Annotated in this window: 21 protein-coding genes; 6 read left to right on the forward strand and 15 right to left on the reverse strand. The window is 34.1% G+C overall.

Annotated features, from left to right (window positions below):
• Position 1 precedes the first annotated feature (1 nt).
• From EL165_RS17770 to EL165_RS17835, 14 genes are all read right to left on the reverse strand, one after another.
• Complete coding sequence (locus EL165_RS17770) at positions 2-670, reverse strand: NAD-dependent epimerase/dehydratase family protein (RefSeq protein ID WP_002982920.1); 669 nt, start codon at positions 668-670, stop codon at positions 2-4.
• A gap of 22 nt (positions 671-692) precedes the next feature.
• A complete protein-coding gene (locus tag EL165_RS17775) occupies positions 693-1562 on the reverse strand; it encodes a glycosyltransferase (RefSeq protein WP_002982923.1) in 870 nt (289 codons plus the stop codon).
• A gap of 4 nt (positions 1563-1566) precedes the next feature.
• Positions 1567-2754: a glycosyltransferase family 4 protein gene (locus EL165_RS17780; protein ID WP_126358671.1), complete on the reverse strand. Its 1188-nt coding sequence runs from the start codon at positions 2752-2754 to the stop codon at positions 1567-1569.
• Entirely contained in the window at positions 2747-3346 is a 600-nt protein-coding gene (locus EL165_RS17785) for an acyltransferase (protein ID WP_002982929.1), read from the reverse strand. The genes EL165_RS17780 and EL165_RS17785 overlap by 8 nt, the downstream gene beginning before the upstream one ends.
• A gap of 18 nt (positions 3347-3364) precedes the next feature.
• Positions 3365-4738 (reverse strand): GNAT family N-acetyltransferase, encoded by a 1374-nt coding sequence (locus EL165_RS17790; protein ID WP_002982931.1) that lies wholly within the window; start codon positions 4736-4738, stop codon positions 3365-3367.
• Between the two features lie 258 nt (positions 4739-4996).
• Positions 4997-5683: a hypothetical protein gene (locus tag EL165_RS17795; protein ID WP_126358672.1), complete on the reverse strand. Its 687-nt coding sequence runs from the start codon at positions 5681-5683 to the stop codon at positions 4997-4999.
• Positions 5683-6399, reverse strand: coding sequence for a WbqC family protein (locus EL165_RS17800; RefSeq protein ID WP_002982934.1), 717 nt, complete (start codon positions 6397-6399; stop codon positions 5683-5685). The genes EL165_RS17795 and EL165_RS17800 overlap by 1 nt, the downstream gene beginning before the upstream one ends.
• Position 6400: 1 nt before the next feature.
• A complete protein-coding gene (locus tag EL165_RS17805; protein WP_002982936.1) occupies positions 6401-7483 on the reverse strand; it encodes a DegT/DnrJ/EryC1/StrS family aminotransferase in 1083 nt (360 codons plus the stop codon).
• An 8-nt stretch (positions 7484-7491) separates the two neighbouring features.
• Positions 7492-8688 carry an ABC transporter ATP-binding protein gene (locus EL165_RS17810; protein ID WP_002982939.1) on the reverse strand — a complete coding sequence of 399 codons (1197 nt, stop codon included), beginning with the start codon at positions 8686-8688 and terminating at the stop codon, positions 7492-7494.
• Positions 8688-9530, reverse strand: coding sequence for an ABC transporter permease (locus EL165_RS17815; RefSeq protein ID WP_002982942.1), 843 nt, complete (start codon positions 9528-9530; stop codon positions 8688-8690). The genes EL165_RS17810 and EL165_RS17815 overlap by 1 nt, the downstream gene beginning before the upstream one ends.
• A 173-nt stretch (positions 9531-9703) precedes the next feature.
• Positions 9704-10567, reverse strand: coding sequence for a glucose-1-phosphate thymidylyltransferase RfbA (gene rfbA / locus EL165_RS17820; protein WP_002982944.1), 864 nt, complete (start codon positions 10565-10567; stop codon positions 9704-9706).
• 3 nt (positions 10568-10570) lie between these two features.
• Positions 10571-11020 carry a hypothetical protein gene (locus EL165_RS17825; protein ID WP_002982947.1) on the reverse strand — a complete coding sequence of 150 codons (450 nt, stop codon included), beginning with the start codon at positions 11018-11020 and terminating at the stop codon, positions 10571-10573.
• 2 nt (positions 11021-11022) lie between these two features.
• A complete protein-coding gene (rfbB, locus tag EL165_RS17830; protein WP_002982950.1) occupies positions 11023-12102 on the reverse strand; it encodes a dTDP-glucose 4,6-dehydratase in 1080 nt (359 codons plus the stop codon).
• A gap of 4 nt (positions 12103-12106) precedes the next feature.
• A complete protein-coding gene (locus EL165_RS17835; protein WP_002982953.1) occupies positions 12107-13420 on the reverse strand; it encodes a UDP-glucose dehydrogenase family protein in 1314 nt (437 codons plus the stop codon).
• 214 nt (positions 13421-13634) lie between these two features.
• Here EL165_RS17835 and rimP point away from each other — a divergent pair, with 214 nt between their 5' ends.
• The 3 genes from rimP to infB all read left to right on the forward strand — a co-directional run bounded on the left by rimP (position 13635) and on the right by infB (position 18385).
• Positions 13635-14102 (forward strand): ribosome assembly cofactor RimP, encoded by a 468-nt coding sequence (gene rimP, locus EL165_RS17840; RefSeq protein WP_002982957.1) that lies wholly within the window; start codon positions 13635-13637, stop codon positions 14100-14102.
• Between the two features lie 16 nt (positions 14103-14118).
• On the forward strand, positions 14119-15354 hold the full coding sequence (gene nusA / locus EL165_RS17845) for a transcription termination factor NusA (protein WP_002982960.1): 1236 nt from the start codon (positions 14119-14121) through the stop codon (positions 15352-15354).
• A gap of 76 nt (positions 15355-15430) precedes the next feature.
• Positions 15431-18385: a translation initiation factor IF-2 gene (gene infB, locus EL165_RS17850; RefSeq protein ID WP_002982962.1), complete on the forward strand. Its 2955-nt coding sequence runs from the start codon at positions 15431-15433 to the stop codon at positions 18383-18385.
• Positions 18386-18566: 181 nt separating this feature from the next.
• Here the strand turns inward: infB and EL165_RS17855 are convergent, their stop codons facing one another.
• Positions 18567-19235, reverse strand: coding sequence for a hypothetical protein (locus EL165_RS17855; protein WP_002982964.1), 669 nt, complete (start codon positions 19233-19235; stop codon positions 18567-18569).
• A gap of 483 nt (positions 19236-19718) precedes the next feature.
• Between EL165_RS17855 and EL165_RS17860 the strand changes: the two genes are divergently transcribed.
• From EL165_RS17860 to EL165_RS17870, 3 genes are read left to right on the forward strand one after another with little or no spacing between them, the layout of a single operon-like run.
• On the forward strand, positions 19719-22592 hold the full coding sequence (locus tag EL165_RS17860) for a SusC/RagA family TonB-linked outer membrane protein (protein WP_002982966.1): 2874 nt from the start codon (positions 19719-19721) through the stop codon (positions 22590-22592).
• Between the two features lie 13 nt (positions 22593-22605).
• Positions 22606-24123 (forward strand): RagB/SusD family nutrient uptake outer membrane protein, encoded by a 1518-nt coding sequence (locus EL165_RS17865; RefSeq protein ID WP_002982968.1) that lies wholly within the window; start codon positions 22606-22608, stop codon positions 24121-24123.
• Positions 24124-24148: 25 nt separating this feature from the next.
• On the forward strand, positions 24149-24955 hold the full coding sequence (locus EL165_RS17870; RefSeq protein ID WP_002982971.1) for a DUF4843 domain-containing protein: 807 nt from the start codon (positions 24149-24151) through the stop codon (positions 24953-24955).
• Positions 24956-24970: the final 15 nt, after the last annotated feature.

Consider the following 24970-nt stretch of genomic DNA (forward strand, 5'->3'; position numbering starts at 1 on the left):
TTTAAATATACTTTCGGGTTAACATTTCCAGGTAATTTTCAGGACTTATACCTGAGAAGAAGGCGTGAACTTCTTCATCAAAATCTACTTTATAGAAGTCCCCTTCATTAACTTCTGAATAGAAGGCTTTTTGAAGGGTTTCTTTTTCAATGGCGCCAATAATTTCTTTTAAATCAAAATTATAGGGGAAAGAAAAGTTAATAACCTTATTAGGAAGATGCAGGCAGTGAGACTCTAAAAACTTAGAAATATCTTCTATATCCAGCAATAGCCTTCTTGCCTTTGTATGAACTGTAAACTGGTTTGAATTTTTAATCTGATTTTTAAGAAAATTGAATAAAGTATTAGGATTTCCTCCACTTCCTACAATATTCCCGATTCTGAGAATGAGGTAGTTGCTACACTTATTTTTGATGTAATTTTCAATTTCCTTTTTATGTAAAACGTAAAGGCTGTTTTGTTTTGATTGATCATGAATGCTTAGAGTAGAAAAATAAATTAATTTGTGATTACTATTACTCTCAATACATTTATCCAAAAGAGCAAATTCTCTTTCAAACTCTGAACTTCTCGTTTCCAGAGAATTTGAAACACCGGAGGCAAAAAAAAGATTTTCCTCGGAGTCTATATTTTTTAATGAATTGGCAATAAGTCCGTTTCCTATGATCATTTTTAAACAATTTTAAATAATTTTAATTCTTTGTGTTGTGTTTTTTATTGATACTTCCGGCGTATCGTATGTAGGCATAATATTTTTTTGCTATTTCCAAATGCTCATTAAAATTAAGTTTTCTTGGATAAAATTTTAATGTGAGAAATATGTTTTTTTTATTAACAGGGTAATATTTGAAAAAATTGTGCAAAAACCCTATAAATATTTTCTTTTCAGCTTCAGGGTCGATTTCTTTTTGAAAATCTGATCCTATACTTTCCCTTACTTTGATATTGGCATCTAACCAGTTTTTATCCAGATTACCGCCAGAGAAATGCTGAATCAGAATATCGTTAACTACATAATTCTGTTTTTTTTTAGAAACTCTCAAACTAAAATCAAGATCATAGCCGTGGAAGCCTTTCAGCAGATTTTCGTTGAATTTAAACTGATTAAATATTTCTTTTTTAATTCCCAGAAAAACGCCGTCAACTGCAAAGACTTTATTTCTGTTTTCCTTTGTTGTTTGAATAGGAAAATACAATGTGTTCTCTTTATTTCCCTGTAAAATATTGACAGAATTATATTTCTCTGTAACGGTCCAGCTTGATGGAGCAGAGGGAACATAAGATGACCCTGCCAGTCCTATAATTCCCGTATTTTTCTGGTTTAAATGATTTATGAGCGTATTGCCCCAATCTTCATTTTTGAATAAAATGTCTTCATGGATGAAAAGCAAATAATCAAAACCGGCTTTTTCTGCACCTTTGTTATAAGCTTCACAAATTCCCATCAATCCAGGATTGTCTATTTTAATGATTTCATAAGACACTCCAATTGTTTCCGCAATGTTTTTTTCCAGTGCAGAAAAATAGTCAGGAAGGTATGATGAGATTATGATGGAGATCATTTAATTAATTTATAAGATCATCAATAATTTGGAAAATCTCGGATGTAAGCTTGCCTTCAGAATATTCTTTTTCCAATCTGTTGTGAATCTTCAACCCATAGTTTTCTCTTAATTCCTTGTTTTGTAAAAGTTTTACTATTTCTGAGGCCATGACATCAAGATCAAGGTAAGGGGCTAAAACTCCAAAACCGTTTTCAAGAAATTCTACCGCACCTCCACTATTTTCAAATGCAACAATGGGTTTCTTAAGCTTAGCGGCAGTAAGCATTACCAAAGGGAATGGATCTTCTCTGGATAACAGTAAAAAAATATCAAATATATTTATGTAATCATTCGGGAACTTGTTATGATCTACATATATAATTTTATCCAGAACCCCCAACTTCTCTGCATCTAATTTTGAACATTTTACCGGACCAATGCTTGAAGAACCTCCCAGATTAATGAATTTAAAATTAATATCTGTTTTATCTGCGATTTTTTTGACAAGAAGCGGCACTAAATCCGTTCCCTTTCTTAATTCCTGAGAACTTGCTATTCCCATAATAATGTCCGATTCCGCAATGTTTAATTCTTTCTTTATTTGAATCTGATTTTTTTGAATCTCAAGTTTTTCATCAACAAATGAATGGATTGCTTTTACTTTTTTAGGATCTGCATTATATCTATTAATAAGGTTATTGGCTACAGCATTAGACCCTGCAATAATTGTTGAAACATTTGATATGTTTTCTTTGATAAAATCTGGTGAATATGCGCTTTCAATTCCAAAAGTAAGCTCATGGATTGCAACAACGGTAGGAATGTTTTTTTTATAAAAAGGTATTGTCCAGATTAATGTTTCTGCAGTGTTTGCATAAACCAGATCATAGTTATTCTGAAGAAGTCTTCCTGTTATTTTTTCAATCTGTTCTTCTTTGCTTTCTGTTTTTGGGAAAAAAGCATTCTGAATTTTTTTGAAATTTCGGTTTACAAACGATAAAGATTGGTTGTAATAGTTGGCAACAATGATTTTATTATCAGAAAGTTTAGCAAAATCTTCATAAAGCTGACCTGGTCTTAGTAATAAAACATCAACTTTATAGTTTTTCCTTTCTTGTCTAAGCTTTTTCAAGACACTTAAAACAAGAATTGGAGCTCCTGATAAGGATGCTTCGTGGGATATTAATAATATTTTTTTTGTTTCACTCATTTTGTAAAGATTCTGAGATTAAATATTGACTATTTTTAATAATAGTATTTGATGGAACAGACTTGTGTATTACACATCCTGCTCCAATAATACAATTGTCGCCGATTTCAACACCTTTTAATATAACAGTGTTACTTCCAATCCAACAGTTTTTTCCGATTGTTATTGCACCTGTTTTAAATGCTGTTTTATCAACAAAAAAATCAGCATTAAATCCGTATTTATGATTATGATCGTATAATTTTACTCCTTCACCAAATATTGTATTATCTCCAATAGTAATTGTATCAATACAGTTCACAGAAGAATAATTGTTGAAGAAAACTCCGTTCCCAATAATGAGATTTGCTCCGGGCAGAACCGAAATATTGCAATAGTCTCTTACAAAAAAGGTTTCACCAATTGTAATATTTCCAAATTTACCTTCATTTCCTTTGAAAATAGTTACATCCTTAGGGGCAAAAGTATGATGAATATTAATGTTGGGCAATGCTGTAAAACGCCACCACATTTTCTTTTTCTCAAGTTCTCCAAAATTGCTGACAATAGTGAAGATTTTTTTATGAAGGTAATTTTTTATCTTTTTGAACATCAGATTGTATTTATTTTTTTAGTTCTTTAGCCTCAATTTTTTTAAGAATTTAGTTTGTAACATTTTTAAAAGGTAATTTAAGCTAATATTTTTCTCTAAATAGTTATAATCCTTTATTTTTATTTCTAATGCTCTTTTTTCTTCGAAAGGTCTTAAAAGTGCTTGTTGGCAAGTGATGTATTGCGTTTTCAGGTTATCGAAAACATCTTTATTATTTTTAAAATGCTGTAATAAAAACTTCAGAGAGAACATTGTGTTTACAATCTGGTCAACTGTATTTTGTGTACTCCATATCCCGCTTCCAACTCTGTAAGCTGCCATTTCCTCTGGGAAATATTTTATAAGACCAAAAGAAGCGTTCAGTAAGTGCAAAGGGTAATCGCCGATAGGAGAATACTTCATCCATTCCGGAAGTTTTTCAAAATTTTTTCTGAATACAACTGAAACAGTAACGATAAAATTTTCTTTTGATAAATCTTCTAAAGTGTATGTTTTTTCCTCATTTGGATTATCATAAGAAAATCTCTCTTCTCTTGTTGTGATTTCCTTGATTTTATGAAAAGTAAGACTGTATTCCGGATTTTTTTCTAGAAAGTCAATCTGTTTTTGAAGTTTTAAAGCATCAATCCAGTAATCGTCACCTTCACAAATTGCAATATATTTTCCGGAACAGTTTTCATAAGTCATATTTTGATTATCTACTGCTCCTATATTATTAGGATGAAGTAAAAGCTTAAATTTCCCTGGATATAATTTTTGATAATTTAGCAGTATTTCTCTGGAATTATCTTTTGAGCAATCTTCTCCAACTACAATATCATAGTTGAAATTTGTTTTTTGCTCTAATAAACTATCAAGGCAATCTTTTAAGTATTGTCCATGGTTATATACCATTACAAAAATGCTAACGGTAGTTTTTTTAAGTTGAGATAGCTGTAATGACATCTTAACATTGCCTGGATTCTCTTCAGTAACTACAAAATTATTTCTTTTATAAGATTCTACAGCTGCAATATTTTCAGGCTTTACATATAAGTATATTTCAGAAAACTTCAATACTTCTTTAGCATAATAAAGTATCTGGTATGTTGCTAATTGAGAGATTCCTTTCCCCCAAAAGTCTTTATTGCCGATGAAAATATGAAACTCTGCAGTATTATTTTCAATATTATTAAGGTGAACATTTCCGATATATTCGCTGTCACATAAAATAGCAAATCTTTTGCTTTTTTCATCCTGAAGAACTTTTACAATCCATTCGAATTCTATTTCTTTAGTAATTTCTATATCGGGACGGGAGCCTGTAAATTTCCAAACTTCCGGATCGTTTCTCCACTGATATGAAATAAGCGCATCTTCTTTTTGAAGAGGTCTGATTAAAACATTATACATTTTCTAAAATTTTTCTCATATCATTAATAGAGTATCGCTGATCTATGGGAAGTGCTATAATTTCCTCTGCCAAAATGTAGGAGTTGGTTTCTTCACTACACCATTCAAAAACATTGGGCCAATAAGTGGCACAATAAATTTTCCTATTGATAAGTTGCTTTTTGAGATCTTTATTTTTAGTTCTGAAAGGATAAACCATAGGGACTGAATCTTCTGAAATATCAATTTTTAAAAGATTATTTTCTTTTAATTTTTCATTTAGAAATGCGAAATTTTCTTTTCTTCTTTTTTTATATCATCAAAATTTAAGGTAGAAAGAATTTTTTTGGTAAGATTGGACATTAATTTTATAGGCTGGTTTTCCAATGACCTATCATTTGTACAAAAATCAAGGTATGCTTCTTCGGCAGACAGATCAATTCTTTTCAAAAGATGGCTCATTCTATTATAGCTTTCATCTTTTTCAAAATCCAAATTAATTCTTTTATTACTGCTTAAAAGACCTCCATCAGCTACCCCTACAAATTTCCTTGGAGAATAAAAAGTATCAACGCCTGTTATTGGTAAAGAGAAAAACGCCTGAGCATTATCTATTATTATTTTATCAAAAAGTCTTTCGCACAGAATATTGATAAACTTATCTTTTATCCCAAAATAATTAGTGTACAAAAATATTTCCGAATCTTTTATTTTAGAATAATCAAATATTGGTTCCAGGTTGAAATCTATATCATAGAATTCGTAGTTAATATTAAGTTTTTTGATGGGTTCTAAGAGAACATCACAAGTATAATATGCAAGATAAATTTTTGTGCTTTTTCTCGCCAATAGGATATACTCCAAACAGTTTCTAGCTGAATTTAACTCAATGAAATCCTTATCCCAATTATTTACTGTATTGGGAAGTTCCAGCTCAAAATATCCTCCTATTGATTTCGTACTCATTAAATTAATTCAAACTGGTCCAACATATCATTTATTTCCTCCGGAGAATTAAACATCATAAGATCAATTATAGATAAGCCACTTTCAAAAGACTCTCTTTTTTGATCATAATGAGGAAGTTCCATTTTTTGAAAAGAAATATCTATATTATTAGCTTTATATTTATCTCTATCAAAAAAATCCATTCCACCAATAGGATTTATATAGTGTAAATTACCATTTACCGGAAGTTTTTTACAGATATTTAAAGCCCATTCATCAGGTGCAGTAGGTTTTTCAATTTCAAGATTCATCCTGGAAAATACAGGAAGATCTTTGTAGAAACCTAAATATTCACATATTTTTTCTAATGAATTTTTATTTAGGCTGACAATATCATTGTAATCTTCATCAAATATTTGATGTATTACCTTAAGTGTTTTGTAATAATAAGGAGCTTTTTTCTTGTAAATTTCCAACTGAGATAAAATTTTGTTTTTCCAGTTTTGCGAATTATCAATAAAACAATCTTTTATAAGAGTTTCCCGGGGACTTTTTACTAAAGGTACTTGTACATATAACCAACCTTCATTTTGTTTCAAGATTCTATTTCTCTCTATCCAGCCATGTTTTATAAATTGAACAGGATCAAAAAGAATGAAAAGATCAGAATGCTTAATAAGACTTATATAGCCAAGATATGGTAAAAAATAGGGCTGCATTATTGCTACTTTCATACTAATTATTTTGTATTCTTAACATTAATCTTGCAATATATTCAACCTCTTCAAAAGTGAGATCATAATAAAACGGAAGACATAACACTCGTTTGGCAATATCTTCAGTAACAGAAAGTTCCAGTTTTGGCAAATACGGCAATGCGGAAGCTAAACTTGGATAAAAATATCTTCTTGTAAAAATTTCCTGTTTATCCATCTCATTTTTTAATTTCAGTAATAATTCTTCACTTTCCAAAACAACAGGATAGTAAGCATGATTATTGTTAGCTTTTAAATGCCAGAGGGGCTTTACAGCGTGTAAATTTTTAAGTTTTTCATCATAGAGTTCTGCGAGTGCTTTTCTTTTTTCATGTATCTGAGAAATGTATTTTAGATTAACAAGTCCCATTGCGGCATGAAATTCTGAATTTTTACCATTAAGGCCCAATTCCGAGAATGAATCAAAGCCTGAAATTCCAAAGTTTCTGATATAGGCCAGTTTTTTTAGCAACTCAGGATCTTTTGTTATCAATAAACCTCCTTCAACACTATGATAAAGTTTTGTTGCATGCAGCGAGCAGGTCGAAATATCACCATATTCAAAAATGGATTTTCCGTTCACTTCCACTCCAAAAGCATGTGCTGCATCATAAATTACTTTTAAATTATGTTTTTTTGCAATTGCTTCTATTGCTTCTACGTCACACGGGTTTCCATAAACATGGGTTGCGAGAATTGCGCTGGTTTTTTCCGTGATAGCATCTTCAATTTTTTTAGGATCTATACATAAGCTTTTAGCATCGATATCAACAAAAACAGGGGTGCATCCTTCCCAGACAATTGAGCTGGTGGTTGCAATAAAAGAAAATGGAGTAGTAATTACTTCACCTGAAATTCCCAATGCTTTTATTGCCATCTGAATGGCAACGGTTCCGTTGGTTACAAACAGCAGATGATTAAGCTTTAAATGATCTTTAAGTTCCATTTCAAGCTGACTGGCTAGTGGTCCCATATTGGTGAGCCAGTTTCTCTTCCAGATGCCATCTATGTATTTTTCATATTCTTCCTGAGGTGGAAGAAAGGGTTGTGTTACGGGAATCATAATAAATTTTAGTGTAAAGTTATGATATTTTCGCTATCAAGCTCAAATGGTATCCATTGTTCTTTTTCTCCACCTACTGTAAACTCCAGAATGTTATTGATTCGAAGATAAGGGGATTCTGTGGCAGGGTTATATAATCCTACATCCATAATATACTTTCCTAAAGTGAAAAGAGGATTTTTTACAGTTGTTTTATAAACAATTTTTGCAGATTGGTTTATATCCTCTCTGTATTCCTGAACAGAAATTCCGGCAATTGGCTTTTGCTCCTTATCTTTAAATTCAAGATATAGAGTAGGTAATTCATCAACAGGTTTATTAATTTTGAATTCAAAAGTAAGATTAAAGTCCTGATGACGGTGTATTTCATTGTTCACCAGATCAGTTTGTAAGGATATCAATTCTAATATACCATTATCATATACTTTATTTTCGCTATTATTTGAAAACTTGCTGTAATAAAGTTGTATGCCTTTTCCTATTTCTTTTCCCTGATATTCAACTTTGCCATGATCCATTAAAATTATTTCATTACATATTCGTGATACCATTGGCATACTGTGAGAAACAAAGATAACCGCAGTATGAGGAAGCAATTCATCAATTTTACTGAAGCACTTTAAAATAAAGCCCAGATCTCCAACGGCTAATACTTCGTCAATAATTAATATATCCGGTTCAAGATGAGCTGCAACAGCAAATCCCAAACGAACTTTCATCCCTGAAGAATAATTTTGTACAGGAGTATCTATAAATTCTCTGATCTCGGAAAAATCTATTATAGAATTTAATTTCTTTTCAACTTCTTTTTTAGTAAATCCTAAAATGGACGCATTATTATAAATATTTTCCCTACCTGTAAGGATAGGATTAAAACCGGCGCCTAATTCTATCAGGGCACCTATTTTTCCTTTCATTACAATTTGCCCTTTATCAGGAGTGTATAATCCGTTCAGGACTTTTAAAAGAGTAGACTTCCCTGCACCATTATGACCAATCAAGCCAATACATTCTCCTCTTCTCAGCTCAAAGCTTACATCATGCACAGCCCAAAATTCCTGAGGCCGTAATTCTTTCTTTATTGATAATCCCAGTGTACTACGGATAATATCTGAAGCTCCATATTTCAGAGAGCTTTTCAGATTTTTGCTGAATTTTTTAGATACATTCTGTACTGAAACTAATACCTCTCTATCTTTTTCCATTATCCTGCGATTTTTTCAATAACTATTGGCATTGACTTTCGAAAAATAACCAAGCCTATCAATAAAACAATAAAGCTAACAGCCGTTAATATCATTGTAAACATTAATGACTGAGTTTCCAATCCTACCAGTGTATTTCGGGTGTCGTTAATTATATAAGTTAAAGGATTTAAATTGAATAAAACCTTAAAAATTCCTGATCTCGGTACAGCATAAACAACAGGCGTCATATACATTAATAAAGGAATACCTGTAATGAGAACTTTGCTTATATCTGTATAAATTAATCCCAGTGGAGTAATAATTAATCCTATCGCAAAAGCAAAAATGATTAAGGCCACAATATAAAATGGAAAAAGGAGCAGACTCGCTGATGGCGTAACCTGATAAATTATCAAAATAGCAACGGCAGGAATCATCTTTATTAGCATATTAAAGAGAGTGGTGTATATCCCTTTCATCAGTAATGCTTCTTTTGGGAAATTGATTTTGGATATGATTGCTTTTCCGGAGTTTACCGAATTTATAGGACTTTGTACTGCTTCTGCAAAAATATTCCAGATTGTGGTACCTAAAATAACGAAAACAGGATAAGGTATTCCTCCCGGTATATTTACATTTACGACTCCAGAACCATTCAAAAATAACCAGATTAAAGAATTTATAATTACGGGTGCTAATATCCAAAAGAAACCTAATAAAGACTGTCTGTGTTGAGATTGTATATCTCTTTTTGTCATTTGATAGGCCAGAAAATTAGATGATTTTATATCCCGAAAAATTGATTTGAGTTCTTGGAAGAAATGTGTTTTTTTATCAGATGTGTATACTACGGTTTTCAAAGTAGATTTTTTTTCAAATTTATAATAATTAATCTTATCCTGATTTTTATGTATTAGGAAATATTATTTACATACAACAGGAAAATTACAACTAATATATTAATAGTTGTATTATAATCAAAAGCTATTAACATTTTTATAGAAATAGCTTTTGATTTTTGTAGATGAATTTATTATTTTATTACCAGCTGTTTCAAGTATTTACCGTATCCGCTTTTACCATATTTGATAGCCGTTTCAAGCAGTTTTTCTTCATTAATGAATTTATTTCTGAATGCAATTTCTTCGATACAGCCTATTTTAAATCCTTGTCTTTTTTCAATAACGCTTACAAATTCTGAAGCATCATGAAGAGAGTCAAAAGTTCCTGTATCCAGCCATGCGGTACCTCTGTCAAGAACAGCCACCTCAAGTTTTCCATTCTTCAAATAAACATTGTTAATATCGGTAATTTCCAGTTCGCCTCTTGCAGAAGGTTTGATGTTTTTGGCAATTTCGACTACATTGTTATCATAAAAGTAAAGTCCGGGTACAGCGTAATTTGATTTAGGGCTTAAAGGTTTTTCTTCAATAGAAACCGCTTTCAGATCTTTGTCAAATTCTACAACACCATATCTTTCAGGATCAGCCACGTGATAGGCAAAAACAACACCTCCGTCCGGGTTGGTTTTATTTTTCAGCAAAGTTCCCATTTCAGAACCGTAAAAAATATTATCACCCAGCACTAATGCAGCAGAATCACTGCCGATAAACTGGTCGCCCAAAATAAAAGCCTGTGCCAAACCATCAGGGCTTGGCTGTACAACGTATTCTATATTGCACCCGATTTGAGAACCATCGCCCAGAAGTTTAATGAAACCTTCCTGGTCATGCGGGGTAGTGATGATCAGAATATCCTTGATTCCCGCCAAAAGTAATGTGGAAAGCGGATAATAGATCATAGGTTTGTCATAAACAGGCATCAGCTGCTTGCTTACTGCAATCGTTAGAGGGTAAAGTCTTGTTCCGGATCCTCCGGCTAATATTATTCCTTTCATCTTTTATTTTTGTATGTTTTCTATGGCATAATCCATTTGATTTTTAATATTTAAATCTATGGTGGGAGTTATGAGGAATACCGAATTGTCTTTGGATAATTTTCCTCCTATGCCTTTGTGAAATTGTATAAGTTCTTTTAAATTTTTTTCCGGAATAAAAGAGAATGAGCTGTATAGTGAAATTTTAAACTCATCAAAATTAAAACCGTTGATAATAGATCTTGCCTGTTCCTTTGTAATCAGTTCTTTGGGCGGATCCACACTGTAATCAAACATTTTCAGTTCCAGATAATCTTTTGCATAATTAATCAATGCTTCCTTATAATGGGAAACTTCTATAAACTCATCAATCAGCTTTTGCTGTGAAGAGTTTGCCATTGCCGGAGGCGGAGGGAGTGCCTGAGCATTAAAAAGAGAAGACATGACAAATAGCAATAGAAAAACCAGCTTCATGATTAATTATATTGAGTCTCGTAGTATTTCTGATAATCTCCGCTTGTTACATGCTCCAGCCATTCCTTATTTTCAAGATACCAGTCAATGGTTTTTCCCAGTCCTTCTTCAAAAGTCACGGATGGTTTCCATCCCAGATCTTTATTCAATTTTGTTGCATCAATGGCGTAACGTTTATCATGCCCCGGTCTGTCTTTTACAAAAGTAATCAGTTTTTCAGAATAGCCTTCCGGTCTTTCCAGTTTAGCGTCCATTTGTTTGATCAGTTCTTTTACAAGATCAATATTCTGCCACTCATTAAAGCCCCCGATATTATAAGTTTCTCCGGTTTTTGCTTCTTTAAAGATCTGATGAATTGCTCTTGCATGGTCAATTACAAATAACCAGTCTCTGGTATACTTTCCGTCGCCATAAATTGGAAGAGGTTTTTCATTGATGATATTCGAAATACAAAGCGGAATCAGTTTTTCCGGGAAATGATTAGGTCCATAGTTATTGGAACAGTTGGATACGATGAATGGCATTCCATATGTATTTCCATAAGCTCTTACCAAATGGTCAGAAGCAGCTTTTGAAGCAGAATATGGAGATTGGGGATCATATGGTGTTGTTTCCAGAAAGAATCCTGTTTCACCTAAGCTTCCATAGACTTCATCCGTTGAAACATGATAAAAAAGATTTGTTCTTTTTTCATCCGGGAATCTGCCGTGAGTGTGATCAGGATTTAATGTCCAGAACTCTTTACACAGGTTCAGAAGATTTGCTGTTCCGTTTACATTGGTATTGATAAATGCCATCGGATCAGTAATACTTCTGTCAACATGACTTTCTGCAGCTAAATGCACAACAGCATCCGGCTTGTATTTTTCGAAAATACGTCTAAGCTCCTCAGGTTTTGTGATGTCTGCTTTTTCGAAAACATAATTAGGTTCATTTTCTATGTCCTTTAAGTTTTCCAGATTTCCGGCGTAGGTGAGGGCATCAAGGTTGATGATTGTAGTGTCCGGATTGTTTTTTACAAATTCTCTTACAACATGGGAGCCGATGAATCCGGCACCTCCTGTAATGATAATGTTTTTCATTGATTTATTTTGAGATGGTCTTTCTTCCTATACTTTTATAATGAAATCCGTTTTGCTCAGGGATTTCCAATGGATACATGTTTCTACCGTCAAAAATGACTTTGTTTTTCATTTTTTTAGCCATAAGTTCAAAATTCGGATTTTTGAATTCCGGCCATTCTGTAGCAATAAACAGTGCGTCTACATTCTCCAGTGCATCATACATCCCTTTAGCGTATTGTATTTTATCACCTAAAAGTTTTTGAACATTGCTTTCTGCAACAGCGTCATATGCTACAATTTCTGCGCCTTTTTCCAATAAAAGAGCAATATTATCTAAAGATGAAGCTTCTCTGATGTCATCTGTATTGGCTTTAAAGGCAAGTCCCCACATGGCAATTTTCTTCCCTTCAATATTTCCTCCGAAATATTTTTCAATTTCAGATACTAAAATTACTTTCTGGTTTGTATTTACCTTTTCAGTTGCTTCCAGGATCTGGAAATTAAAATCTTCCTGTTTCCCCGATTTTATAAGTGCTTTTACATCTTTAGGAAAACAGCTCCCGCCATATCCGATTCCCGGAAACAGAAATCTGTGCCCAATTCTGTCGTCACTACCCATTCCAAGTCTTACCTTATCCACATCTGCCCCTACTTTTTCACAGTAGTTGGCAATTTCATTCATAAAGGTAATTTTTACCGCCAAAAATGAATTGGCAGCGTACTTGGTGAGTTCCGATGATTTTTCATCCATAAAGATGATGGGAATCCCGGTATTGGTAAAAGGCTGGTAGATTTTAGACATAATGTCTTTTGCTTTTTCTGAGCTGGCTCCTACAACTACTCTCGAAGGGTTCATAGAGTCTTCAACAGCAAAGCCTTCTCTTAAGAATTCAGGATTTGATACCACATCAAAAGGAATGTCTGTTCTGGAAGAGATCGTTTCTCTTACTCTTTCAGCAGTTCCTACAGGGACAGTACTTTTATTGACAATGACTTTATATTCAGTCATCAGTTCACCAATATCTTGAGCTACCTTAAGTACGTAAGACAGATCTGCAGACCCATCTTCTCCCGGAGGAGTAGGTAATGCCAGATAAATAACTTCGCTTTTGTCTAAAGCTTCTTTAAGATTGGTTGTGAAAAATAATCTTTCAGACTGAATGTTTCTCAAAAACATTTCTTCAAGATTCGGCTCATAGATGGGAACAATGCCGTTTTTCATACCTTCTACTTTTTTTTCATCAATATCAACACAGTATACTGAATTGCCAAGCTCTGCCAGAGTAGTTCCTGTAACTAATCCTACGTAGCCTGTTCCTACAATCGTTATATTCAAAATGTATGTTTTTAAATTCTAAAGACAAAAGTAATAAAAATCCCGGGACATATTCTTTTAATTTATGGTAAATGAATCTTACGCTATTTGCTTGATACTTAAGATAATTTTGCATTTTTAGAAAAAAAGCTTATATTTGCAATGGATTTACGGAAAAAATGGGAAGGCTTCGGAAGAAAGCCTTTTTTCGTACTGTAAATCAAGATAAAAATATATGGAGTTTAGAAAAAGAATTGAAGAATTATTAAATGAATTCCTTGAGACCAGAAAAGATCTGTTTCTTATTGATCTTAAAATTTCTGCAGGGGATGATATTACAGTGATTTTAGATGGTGATAACGGAGTTTCTTTGCAGGATTGCCTTGATGCGAGCCGTGCAATAGAATTCAATATGGATCGTGAAGAGCACGACTTCAGCCTTCAGGTGATGTCTGCCGGACTGAGTGAGCCATTGTCCACACCAAGACAGTTCAGTAAAAACATTGGAAGAGAGATTGAGGTGATGCTGGAGGATTCTTCTAAAATTGAAGGGGAATTGTCAAAAGTAGATGATGAGAAGATCACACTTGTTTTGCGTTACCGTAAGCCGAAAGATATCGGAAAAGGAAAAGTAGATGTAGAGGAGGAAAAAGAGATTCCTTACTCTGAGATCAAAAAAGCATTAGTAGTAATTAAATTTTAAAAAGAAAAAAGAATAGATGGATAATATAGCGTTGATTGAATCCTTTGGTGATTTTAAAGACGAAAAAGGGATCAGTAAGATTGATCTTATGGCAATTATTGAAGATTCACTGAAAACTCTTTTAAGAAAGAGATTTGATTCAGATGATCATTTTGACGTGATTGTAAACCCGGATAAAGGAGATTTTCAGATATTTTTAAATAAAACAATTGTAGAGGACGAAATGTCTGAAGATGATGACCTGGAAATTGAAATTTCTGAAGCGAAAAAGATAGACCCTACCTTCGAAGTAGGGGAAGACTTTACAATGGAAATTCCTGTTGCTCAGTTGGGAAGAAGAAATATTCTTACCCTGAAGCAGATTCTGGCTACAAAACTTCAGGAGCATAATAATGCAATGCTGTACGAACAGTTCAGAGATAAAATTGGGGAAATAGTTGTAGGGGAAATCCACCACATCCGTCATAAACACGTGATTTTGCTGGATGATGAAGGAAATGAATTTATTTTACCGAAAGAAAACCAGATCCCATCCGATTTCTTTAAAAAGGGTGAGAATATCAGAGCTATTGTTGAGACAGTAGATTTTAAAGGTTCTAAACCGCAGATTATTATTTCCAGAACTGCACCTAAATTCCTTGAGAAGTTATTAGAGCTGGAAATTCCTGAGATCCAGGACGGTACCATTATCTTGAAAAAGGTAGTAAGAATTCCTGGTGAAAAGGCGAAGATCGCAGTAGATGCTTATGATGACAGAATTGATCCGGTAGGAGCTTGTGTTGGAGTAAAAGGATCCAGAATTCATGGCGTTGTAAGAGAGTTGAGAAATGAAAACATCGATGTTATTCAGTGGTCTAAAAACCCTGAGATCTTGGTGAAGAGAGCATTAGGAAACGTTACCATTAACAAAATTGAAATCAATGAGGAGACCAACTACGCTTTGGTATATACTCCGGTTGAGGAAATTTCTAAAGTTATCGGAAAACAAGGTCAGAATATCAGACTGGCTTCTTGGTTGACAGGATATGAGATTGATGTATACAGAGAGTCCAGCGAGGATGATGATGTTGAATTGAAAGAATTTAACGATGATATCGAGCAGTGGATTTTGGATGAGTTTAAGAAAGTAGGACTTACGACTGCAAAATCAGTATTGGATAAAGAAACTGAGAGTCTTTTAAATATGGTAGACCTTGAAGAAGAAACAATCGAAGAGGTTAAACGTATTCTGAGAGAAGAATTTGAAGATTAAGATTTAAATAAATTTTAATAAACAGTAAAAAGGAAATACTTTAATTTTAAAAATTAAAAAACAGTAAATAATATAAATGCCAAAAATTAGATTAAATAAAGCGGTTAAGGAATTCAACATTTCGATGTCCAGATTAGTAGAATTTTTACAGTCAAGGGGTTTCGAGGTTGAAAGCAATCCTAACGCTCAATTGGAAGAAGCGGCATATTCTGCATTGGAAGCTGAGTTTGCTAAAGACGGCGAACAGAGAAAGGCTTCCCATGAGGTGGTGATCACTAAAGTTCCGGAAGAAAAACTGGAAATTGAAGAAAAGAAAACCCCTGAAGTGATAAGAGCTAAAGCAAATAAACCAGAAACTAGAATTTTAGGTAAAATAGACTTAGAAACTAAGAAGCCTGAAGTTGAAGAAGCTCCTGTGGCTCCTGTTGCGACACCGGTTGAAGAAAAGAAAGAAGAAATCGTGAAAGAAGAACAGCCGGAAGTTAAAGTAGCGCCTGAAAAACAGGAATTTAAGGTTTTGGATAAGATTGATTTGTCTCAAATAGAATCTAGAAACAGACCTGTGAAAAAAGACAAACCAAAAATGGAGGAGAAAAAAGAAGAAGTTAAACCGGCAGAACCGGTAAAAGAAACTCCAAAACCAGTGATTGCAGAGGAGAAAAAAGAAGAAACTCCAAAAGTAGAGACTGAGTCTGAATCTCAGGAACCACAGAAAATTGAAACAGTTTATCAGAAACTTGATGGTCCAAAGATCGTTGGAGAAAAGATAGACTTAACCCAGTTTGCGCCAAAACCAGGTGCCGGAGCAAAAAAGAAAAGAAAGAGAATTGAAAAACCTGGTGGCCAGAATAACCAGCAAGGTCAGGGGAATAATCAAAACTCAGGAAATAACAACCAGGGTGGTCAGGGCCAAGGAAACCGTCAGCATAATAACGGTGGACAAGGTGGAAACCGTCAAGGTCAGGGCGGCCAAGGAAACCGTCCTCAAGGTCAGGGTGGCCAGGGTGGAAACCGTTTTGGAAATAACCAGGGTGGTGGAAACCGCCAGGGACAAGGTGGTGGCTTCAAAAAAGGAGGTCAGAACAACAGACCTGGTCAAAGAGTTATGCCGGTTGAACTGACTGATGAACAAGTTAAGAATCAGATCAAGGAAACACTAGAAAAACTTACTAATAAAGGAGGTAAATCTAAATCTGCAAAACACAGAAAAGATAAAAGAACCTTCCGTAGAGAGCAGGATGAGCGTCAGCAGGAGCTTGAAGCACAAGACAGAACTCTTAAAGTAACAGAATTCATCACAGTAGGTGAATTGGCAAGTTTGATGAATGTTTCTCCAACTGAAGTAATCTCTGCTTGTTTCTCATTAGGGGTAATGGTTACCATGAACCAAAGACTTGAGGCTGATACTTTATTATTAGTAGCAGATGAATTTGGATATAAAATCGAATTCTCAGATGCTGATCTTGAAGATACAGATTCAGAAGATGAGGTAGATACAGAAGAAAGCCTTGTATCAAGAGCTCCTGTAGTTACTGTAATGGGACACGTTGACCACGGTAAGACTTCATTACTGGATTACATTAGAAAAACAAACGTAATTGCTGGTGAGTCCGGTGGAATTACTCAGCACATTGGTGCTTATAACGTGAAATTGGAGAATGGTCAGAGAATTACTTTCTTAGATACTCCTGGTCACGAAGCCTTTACAGCGATGAGAGCAAGAGGGGCACAGATCACGGATATTGCAATTATTGTAATTGCAGCCGATGACGATGTAATGCCACAGACAAAAGAAGCTATTGCCCACGCACAGGCTGCACAGGTTCCAATGATTATTGCAATCAATAAGGTTGATAAGCCTAACGCAAACCCTGACAACATCCGTCAACAGCTTTCTGGTTTGAATCCTCCGGTTCTTGTAGAAGAGTGGGGTGGAAATGTTCAGGCACAAGAGATCTCGGCTAAGTTCGGTAATAATGTAGACGTATTATTGGAGAAGGTTTTATTGCAGGCTGAAATGCTTGAGTTAAAAGCTAATCCTGACCGTTCAGCAAATGGAGTTGTTATTGAAGCATCTTTAGATAAAGGTAGAGGTTATGTGGCAACTATGTTGGTACAGTCCGGAACTTTAAGAGTCGGAGATTATGTGGTAGCAGGTAAAAACCATGGTAAAGTAAAAGCTTTGCTTGATGAAAGAGGGAAAAATCTTAAAGAAGCAGGCCCGTCAATTCCTGCAACCATTTTAGGTTTGGACGGAGCGCCTACTGCAGGGGATAAATTCCGTGTATATGCTGATGAAAGTGAAGGTAAAGCTATTGCCAATAAGAGAGAACAGTTACAGAGAGAATTATCAATCAGAACCAAGAAGCATACGACGCTTGAAGAATTGGGTAGACGTATTGCCTTAGGAGAATTCAAAGAATTGAATATTATCCTTAAAGGAGACGTGGATGGTTCTGTGGAAGCTCTTTCCGATCAGTTACAAAGATTATCAACAGAAGAAATCAGTGTTAAGATTCTTCACTCAGGTGTAGGTCAGATCACTGAATCTGATATCAACTTAGCAGCAGCCTCAGATGCAATTATTATTGGATTTAATGTAAGAGCAGGTGCCAATGCAAAAGAACTTGCAGATCGTGAAGAAATTGAGATCAGAACGTATTCTGTCATCTATAAAGCAATTGATGAGGTAAAAGAAGCAATGGAAGGAATGCTTTCTCCGGAAATTCAGGAGCAGGTCATCGGTAACGTTGAAATCCGTGAGGTATTCAAGATTTCTAAAGTAGGAACAATAGCAGGTTGTATGGTTCTTACCGGAAAAGTAACAAGACAGTCTAAAGTACGTTTGCTAAGAGACGGTATCGTGAAATTTGACGGAGAACTTGAAAGCTTGAAGCGTTTCAAAGATGATGTTAAAGAAGTCACAAAAGGCTACGAATGTGGTCTGAACCTGAAAGGTTATAACGATATCGAAATCGGAGATATTCTTGAAGTATACGAGGAAGTAGCGGTTAAGAAAAAACTGAAATAATAAATTATATTGGTCACTAACTATTGATCATGAGTGATAAAAAAACCATCTCTATTTCTGAGATGGTTTTTTCTTTTATTATCAATGGTTGTTAAAATGTAAAGTACTCAATATATAAAATCCGAGTACAATTTAAATGTGCTCGGATTTTTATAAAATTTAAAAGTAATTAAATGTATAATTATTGATTGATAAAATTCACTAGTTTAGCTATATCAGTATCATTGAATTTTAAATTATTAGATTTAATGTACACATTATACTCTTTTTCTTTTTCTGGAAATAGATCTGTTATTTTTTTTAACGACGATACTTTACTTATATTTCCAGAAGTTGTTTTTATATAATAAACAGGATCTTGTTTTACAAACATGGCAGGCTTGCCAGTTTGATAGGTATTAGGAGCGGGAGTGGCATCCTTAAAAATAACTTTTTCCTTTTTGTATACTGAATTTTTACCCTTTACTATTTCGATAAGATAGCCTTTGGGCTCTGAACTGTTTTTTAAGTATACAAAAACTTGTTTAGATGGAAGTACTTCAATTCTGAAAAAATCATCTTGTTTAGGTAAAACCTCTGTTTTTCCATTGTTTAAAAACTCTATATCGTCAGTGTAAGCATTATATCTTACATCAATATTTCCATATTTTTCTCCAACAGAAGCTTTTTGGAAAAGTGGTGATTGATATGGTGAACCTTGTATATCTTCGTATTTTAAAGGAGCTCCTGTTCCTGATGCTACACTTTCAAAGACAGACTGACTACCGGTTATATTATTAATATTTAAAGACTGTTGTGCCTCCATAAATGCAAATGATAAAAATAGAGCGGTAAATAATGCTTTTTTCATTTTAAGCTAATTTTTTAAATGGTTATTAATGGTAAAGTTAGTGAAAAATGATTAATACTATGATTTATTATCTATACTTATTAAGTATTTTATATAAATAACAATTTAGAGATTTGTTAGTAAGAGTTAATCACATTGTTATGCTGTTTGAAATGTAATGATGTAAAATTAAATTGAATAATATTTCCTAAATAAGTGAAAACCACTTTTTTATAATTATAAGTTTTATTTATGAATTGACATAATTTATAATTATTCTAAATAATTTTTTTTATGTTATTAATAATTTGTTAAAATAGATTCACAGCGCGCTGAAAATAGTTTTTATATAATAAAAACTGTCTATCATTAGGGAATGTTATTTGATTTGTGTAAAATTTAAATTAAATATCGAAAAAAAGCGTAGTTTAAACAAAGGTTTAATTTGTGGATATTAATATTTATTAACATATTTGCCCATTAAATATATTAAAATTTGTTAATATGAATGTTAAATTACGTGTACTGACAGCTGGTGTGTTATTTTTCACAGGGCAGGTAGTATTTGCTCAAAAAGACTCCACAGGTTCTAAAAAAGACAAGGAACAGAAAATTGAAGAAATTGTTGTCTTGGGTTATAGCAAAACATCTACCAAGGCTAAATCTAGTGCTTCTTCAGTAACCATTGGGTCTGAAACATTGGAAAATAGACCTAATATTTCTGTTCTTAACTCTATACAGGGTACAGCACCTGGTATTGTAGCGAACTCTGCATCCGGCTCTCCGGGATCTGGTAAATTTAATATTATTATCAGAGGGCTTAGTTCACTAAATGGATCTACAGATCCATTGTATGTTATTGATGGAATCATTACATCGGGATCACAGTTTAGAAACTTGAACCCTAATGATATTGATACATTCAGTATTCTTAAGGATGCCCAGGCTACTGCAATTTATGGAAACAGAGCGGCTAACGGAGTTGTAGTAATAACTACTAAAGGAGGTAAGTTTAATTCAAAACTTAGAATTTCCTATGATGCATTAACTTCTTTTTCTGTGCTGCCGAAAACAGATTACAACATGTCATCTGGAAGAGAACTATTACAGGTTCAGAAGAATGCAGGAGCTGGAAAAGGATCCACTATGTCTCAAAATGATATAAATAACTTCACTACTAATACAGACTGGAGAGATTTGTTTTCTAGAGTCGGTATGAGCCAGCAGCATACGTTGTCAGTTAGTGCAGGTGGAGAAAATATAAGTAATTTTGTTTCTTTAGGATATGTTGATAGTGAAGGTAACATTCGTGGAACAGATTTTAAAAGATTTACTTTAAGAAATAACCTTAACGGAAAAAGCAGTGATGGAAGATTAACTTTCGGTGCAATCTTAGGGTTAGGATTTTCAAAAAGAAATCAGTTGGATGACGAAACCAACACTGCTATTAATGCAAACACAGTACAGAACCCGCTATTCGGAACTGTGCTTTCTGCACCTTACTTACCAGCGCCTACATTTACCAATGGATTGGGATTATTCAATCAGATCGGGCAAGCTAGTGGTAACGGAAACGGGGCGTACATTCTTTATGATAACATCATGGGAGGTATCAGAAACCAGTTTACGGAAACCAGCTTAACAGCTAACGTAAGTGCTAACTACAAACTTACATCAGACTTAAGCATCGGAAACAGAACTGGTGTTGATTATAAAAACTATCAAAGACAATTTGCAAGAGCGGCAAACGGTTACTTATCTTTAGTAGTAGCTGCAGGTCAGGGAGCAAAATACGGTGGTTTTGAGCAGTTTAATACGATAAACGATTTAACTTTTAACACAACTACAAACATTACATATAACCATTCATTTGGGGATCATACTATTACTGCTGCTGCTTATCTAGATTATATTAAGGTAAACTGGCAGAGTTATACTCAACAACAGAACGGTCTTGATCCTTTAGTTTGGGAATTCGGTGCAGGAACAGGGTATGTTCCTTTTAATCCGGCTACACCAAACCTTTATCGACCGTCTGCAAGTGCATTGAAAGTGACTGCAGGAACGCTGGCATATTTTGGTACACTAGATTATGACTACCAAGGAAAATATGGTGTATCAGGTGTTATAAGAAGAGATGGCTCATATAGATTCCCTAAAGATAACAGATGGGAAACTTTCTGGTCAGTAGCAGCAAGATGGAATATTGATAAAGAAAGCTTTATGGAAGGATCTGGGTTCAATTTATTAAAACTTAGAGCTTCCCTTGGAACAACAGGTAACCAGAACTTATTTACGGTTGCTAATAATACCAATGTACTAACAGTAGGTCCTTCTTCATACTTAGATTATAACGGACCAAATCCTACTAGTGCCCCTGCCTACCAGAGTTTACCAGGATATTATTTGGCAAATCTAGGAAATAAGAATCTAAAATGGGAAGAGGTAAAACAACTTGATTTTGGAGTGGATTTTAATTATAAAGGGCTAGTAGAAGGTACATTTGATTATTATCAAAAAAGAACTTCAAGATTATTTAACTCTATTCCGGTAACATATGTTACAGGTCAAGGTTCTTTAAGAGGTAACAATGGTGTTATGGATAATAAAGGGGTTGAAGGATCCCTAAGAGTTCATATACTAAGAAAAGCCAATACAAAACTATCTGTATTTGGAAATATTGGTTATAACTCTAACAAGATTGTAAGTATGGAAGCGAATGATCTTACAGGTGATTTTGTTGACGGAGTTGGAGGACCTGCAGATCAATGGCAGCTTTATCCTTATTTAGGAGTTAATCCTGCTAACGGAGAACAGTTATTCTTAGATAAAAATGGAAATGTAACTCAAACACCAACAGCAGGTGATAGAAGACTTACAGGGAAAAGCCCTATGCCTAAATATACGGGTGGATTTGGATTTAATTTCCAACATGACGGGTTCTTTGTGGATGCATTATTTTCTTATCAGAAAGGAGGATATATCTATGATAACCTATATTCTTGGGTAATGAATCCTTCCTATGCTGCTTCTGGACTTAACGTGTCTTCTGACTTGTTGAATGCCTGGACTCCCAATAACCCAAATGCTACAGTACCAAGCCTATCAGCTGTGAACGCAACACTAGAAGGTTCTTCTGATAGATTCCTTTTCAAATCTGATTTTGTTAGATTAAAGAATGTAAGCGTTGGATATACTTTTAGCAAAAATGTATTAGGTAATTTGCCGGTAAACTCTATTAAAGTTTTTGCACAAGCTGAAAACGTATATACTTTCACAGGATGGAAAGGCTTTGATGTGGAGCCTATCACAACGTATTCACTTAACGTGTATCCAAACCCAAAAACATATTCTGTAGGAGTTAATGTAGATTTTTAAAAAAAAAGAAAAAATGAATAAAATATATAAAAAAGCATTAGTGATAGCAGTATGTCTATCGTCAGTCGGTTTTACTTTAAACAGTTGTAAGGATGCTATTGATATAGAGCAGCCTGGATTGCTAGATGATGCAACTTTATTTACAAGCGTATCAAATCTTAACGATTATTTAGTTGGATCTGTGTATGCCAACATGGATACTAATAATGATATTTATTTCTCTGCAGTATTTACTGATGAGGTAAAACCCGGAGCAGGTAGTGGTGGTCAGGAATATGAAATTCACCGCTATTTTATAGATCCTACTACAGGATTAACAACTGGAATTTGGGCACAACATTATTTGGTAATTAATCGTGTAAATAGGTTACTTGCAGGAGCTGCAAATATTAAGCCTGCTAATGCTGAAGAGACAAAACAATATAATTATGTAGTTGCTCAGGCGAGAGCGATAAGGGCTTTCTGTTACCTGCAATTGGAAACTTTTTTTGCTCCGGATATGAAAGATCCTAATGGTCTGGGAGTTCTGCTTCTAAAAGATGTACCGGCAGTTGATATAAAACTTCCAAGAAGCAAGAACCAAGATGTTTATGATTTTATTGAGGCAGATTTAGATTACGCTAGAAGTATTTTAACTTCTTATGCAACTCTGCCTTATCCAACTACTCCGGCTACTCCTTTAAATAGATATTATGTCAATAAAAGGTTTGTAAATGCTGTAGCTGCAAGATTTAATTTATACAGAGGAAATTATGTTTTGGCAAAACAATATGCGCAGGATGTAATATCTAACTCTGGATTATCATTAACTGCTGCTTCAGCATATCCAAATATGTGGAATGATACAAGTGAGGGAGAAATTATTTTTGCATTAAACAGATTGGCTACAGGAAATGGAAGTTCAATAGGAACAAGATGGAATACCAACAGTTCTAGTATTACCGGAAATCCAATGTGGGCTTTAGGCAGAAACCTGTTTAATATTATTAACACAACCCCAGGGGATATTAGAAGAACAGTGTATATTGATCCTTCATCTATAATTGATCCTAATTATTTAACAAGTACTTCTCCTAGGGATACTGATCAACTAGTAATAGATAAATATCCCGGTAAGACAAGTGCTGCTACAAGAAACGATTTGAAGGTATTTAGATTATCAGAAATGTATTTCATTTTAGCGGAATGTGAAACTGCAGCTAACAATTTTGCAGGTGCAGCAGCATTGATTCAACAAGTAAGAGCGAAAAGAAATACTACTGGAACAGCTCCTCTTCCGGTATATGCTTCATCAACAGCTGCTTATGCTGATATTTTGAAAGAAAGAAGAGTAGATCTTGCTTTAGAAGGGCACAGATATATCGATTTAAAAAGATTGGCTAATGCTGCGGGTGTTACCATGGATAGAAACCAAACGGATGACGTTGTTACGGTTACAAATCTTCCAAATAATAGCTATAAGTATACTTTACCTATTCCTGTTCAGGAGATTAATTTAAATCCTCAAATCCAACAAAACCCTGGTTATTAATATTAATTAAAAGCGAATTTTAGCTATGAAAATTTTAAAATATTTAAGTATTCCGATTTTTGCATTAATTATCTCTGCTTGTTCAGAGAGAGATGATGCTGTGTATGATGGTGATAATTTTGTGAGTTTTGGTGCTGAAAGCTCTGAAGCAACAGTAGTAAAAGGAACAACATCAAAAGAGGTTGCAGTAGTATATACCACTTTAAGTGAAGCAAAGCAAAATACTGAAGTAAAAATTGCTGTTGATGCCGCTAATTCTACAGCAGTAGAAGGTGTAGATTTTAAGATTCTAAATAAAACCGATAATCTTGCTGCAGGGCAAAAGGTTGGTAACTTTAAAATACAGTTATTAGAAAGTGGAGCTAAGGAAACTCAAAAAACAATTACTTTTAAGATTTCTTCTCCTTCAGTTGCTAATGCTACATTCAATCAGACTCACACATTGAAATATTCATTAGAATGTCCATTTAACATGTCTGGTTTCACTGGAACGTATAAGGTAGTAACAGATACTTGGGAAGATTATTCACCAGGAGCACTAATTACTATACAGCCAGGTCCTGCTGCTAATCAGTTTAAGATATTGTCAACCAACAATCCTTATATTAGCAATCCAAATACATCTTACATGCTTGTAACAGTTCAAACTAATGGTAACATTACAGTAGCTTCTAATGAGGCGTTTAGTTACGGTGGAACTACAGGTAATATGAATGTAAGTGGTACAGGGAGCGTTAACTTCTGTACTAATGGCATAAATATCTCAGCACTTACTTTCTCAGGTGCTGCGGGTACTTCCAGTGGTAATAAATTTGTCTTAGTGAAAAACTAAAGTTTTTCTAACAAA

The sequence above is a fragment of the Chryseobacterium gleum genome (genome assembly GCF_900636535.1).
GTDB classification, from domain to species: Bacteria; Bacteroidota; Bacteroidia; order Flavobacteriales; family Weeksellaceae; genus Chryseobacterium; species Chryseobacterium gleum.

What these genes read in the sequence shown, in the direction of transcription:
- EL165_RS17770 (WP_002982920.1), bottom strand. Translation starts at nt 670, where the DNA reads ATGATCATAGGAAACGGACTTATTGCCAATTCATTAAAAAATATAGAC.
- EL165_RS17775 (WP_002982923.1), bottom strand. Translation starts at nt 1,562, where the DNA reads ATGATCTCCATCATAATCTCATCATACCTTCCTGACTATTTTTCTGCA.
- EL165_RS17780 (WP_126358671.1), bottom strand. Translation starts at nt 2,754, where the DNA reads ATGAGTGAAACAAAAAAAATATTATTAATATCCCACGAAGCATCCTTA.
- EL165_RS17785 (WP_002982929.1), bottom strand. Translation starts at nt 3,346, where the DNA reads ATGTTCAAAAAGATAAAAAATTACCTTCATAAAAAAATCTTCACTATT.
- EL165_RS17790 (WP_002982931.1), bottom strand. Translation starts at nt 4,738, where the DNA reads ATGTATAATGTTTTAATCAGACCTCTTCAAAAAGAAGATGCGCTTATT.
- EL165_RS17795 (WP_126358672.1), bottom strand. Translation starts at nt 5,683, where the DNA reads ATGAGTACGAAATCAATAGGAGGATATTTTGAGCTGGAACTTCCCAAT.
- EL165_RS17800 (WP_002982934.1), bottom strand. Translation starts at nt 6,399, where the DNA reads ATGAAAGTAGCAATAATGCAGCCCTATTTTTTACCATATCTTGGCTAT.
- EL165_RS17805 (WP_002982936.1), bottom strand. Translation starts at nt 7,483, where the DNA reads ATGATTCCCGTAACACAACCCTTTCTTCCACCTCAGGAAGAATATGAA.
- EL165_RS17810 (WP_002982939.1), bottom strand. Translation starts at nt 8,688, where the DNA reads ATGGAAAAAGATAGAGAGGTATTAGTTTCAGTACAGAATGTATCTAAA.
- rfbA (WP_002982944.1), bottom strand. Translation starts at nt 10,567, where the DNA reads ATGAAAGGAATAATATTAGCCGGAGGATCCGGAACAAGACTTTACCCT.
- EL165_RS17825 (WP_002982947.1), bottom strand. Translation starts at nt 11,020, where the DNA reads ATGAAGCTGGTTTTTCTATTGCTATTTGTCATGTCTTCTCTTTTTAAT.
- rfbB (WP_002982950.1), bottom strand. Translation starts at nt 12,102, where the DNA reads ATGAAAAACATTATCATTACAGGAGGTGCCGGATTCATCGGCTCCCAT.
- rimP (WP_002982957.1), top strand. Translation starts at nt 13,635, where the DNA reads ATGGAGTTTAGAAAAAGAATTGAAGAATTATTAAATGAATTCCTTGAG.
- nusA (WP_002982960.1), top strand. Translation starts at nt 14,119, where the DNA reads ATGGATAATATAGCGTTGATTGAATCCTTTGGTGATTTTAAAGACGAA.
- infB (WP_002982962.1), top strand. Translation starts at nt 15,431, where the DNA reads ATGCCAAAAATTAGATTAAATAAAGCGGTTAAGGAATTCAACATTTCG.
- EL165_RS17855 (WP_002982964.1), bottom strand. Translation starts at nt 19,235, where the DNA reads ATGAAAAAAGCATTATTTACCGCTCTATTTTTATCATTTGCATTTATG.
- EL165_RS17860 (WP_002982966.1), top strand. Translation starts at nt 19,719, where the DNA reads ATGAATGTTAAATTACGTGTACTGACAGCTGGTGTGTTATTTTTCACA.
- EL165_RS17865 (WP_002982968.1), top strand. Translation starts at nt 22,606, where the DNA reads ATGAATAAAATATATAAAAAAGCATTAGTGATAGCAGTATGTCTATCG.
- EL165_RS17870 (WP_002982971.1), top strand. Translation starts at nt 24,149, where the DNA reads ATGAAAATTTTAAAATATTTAAGTATTCCGATTTTTGCATTAATTATC.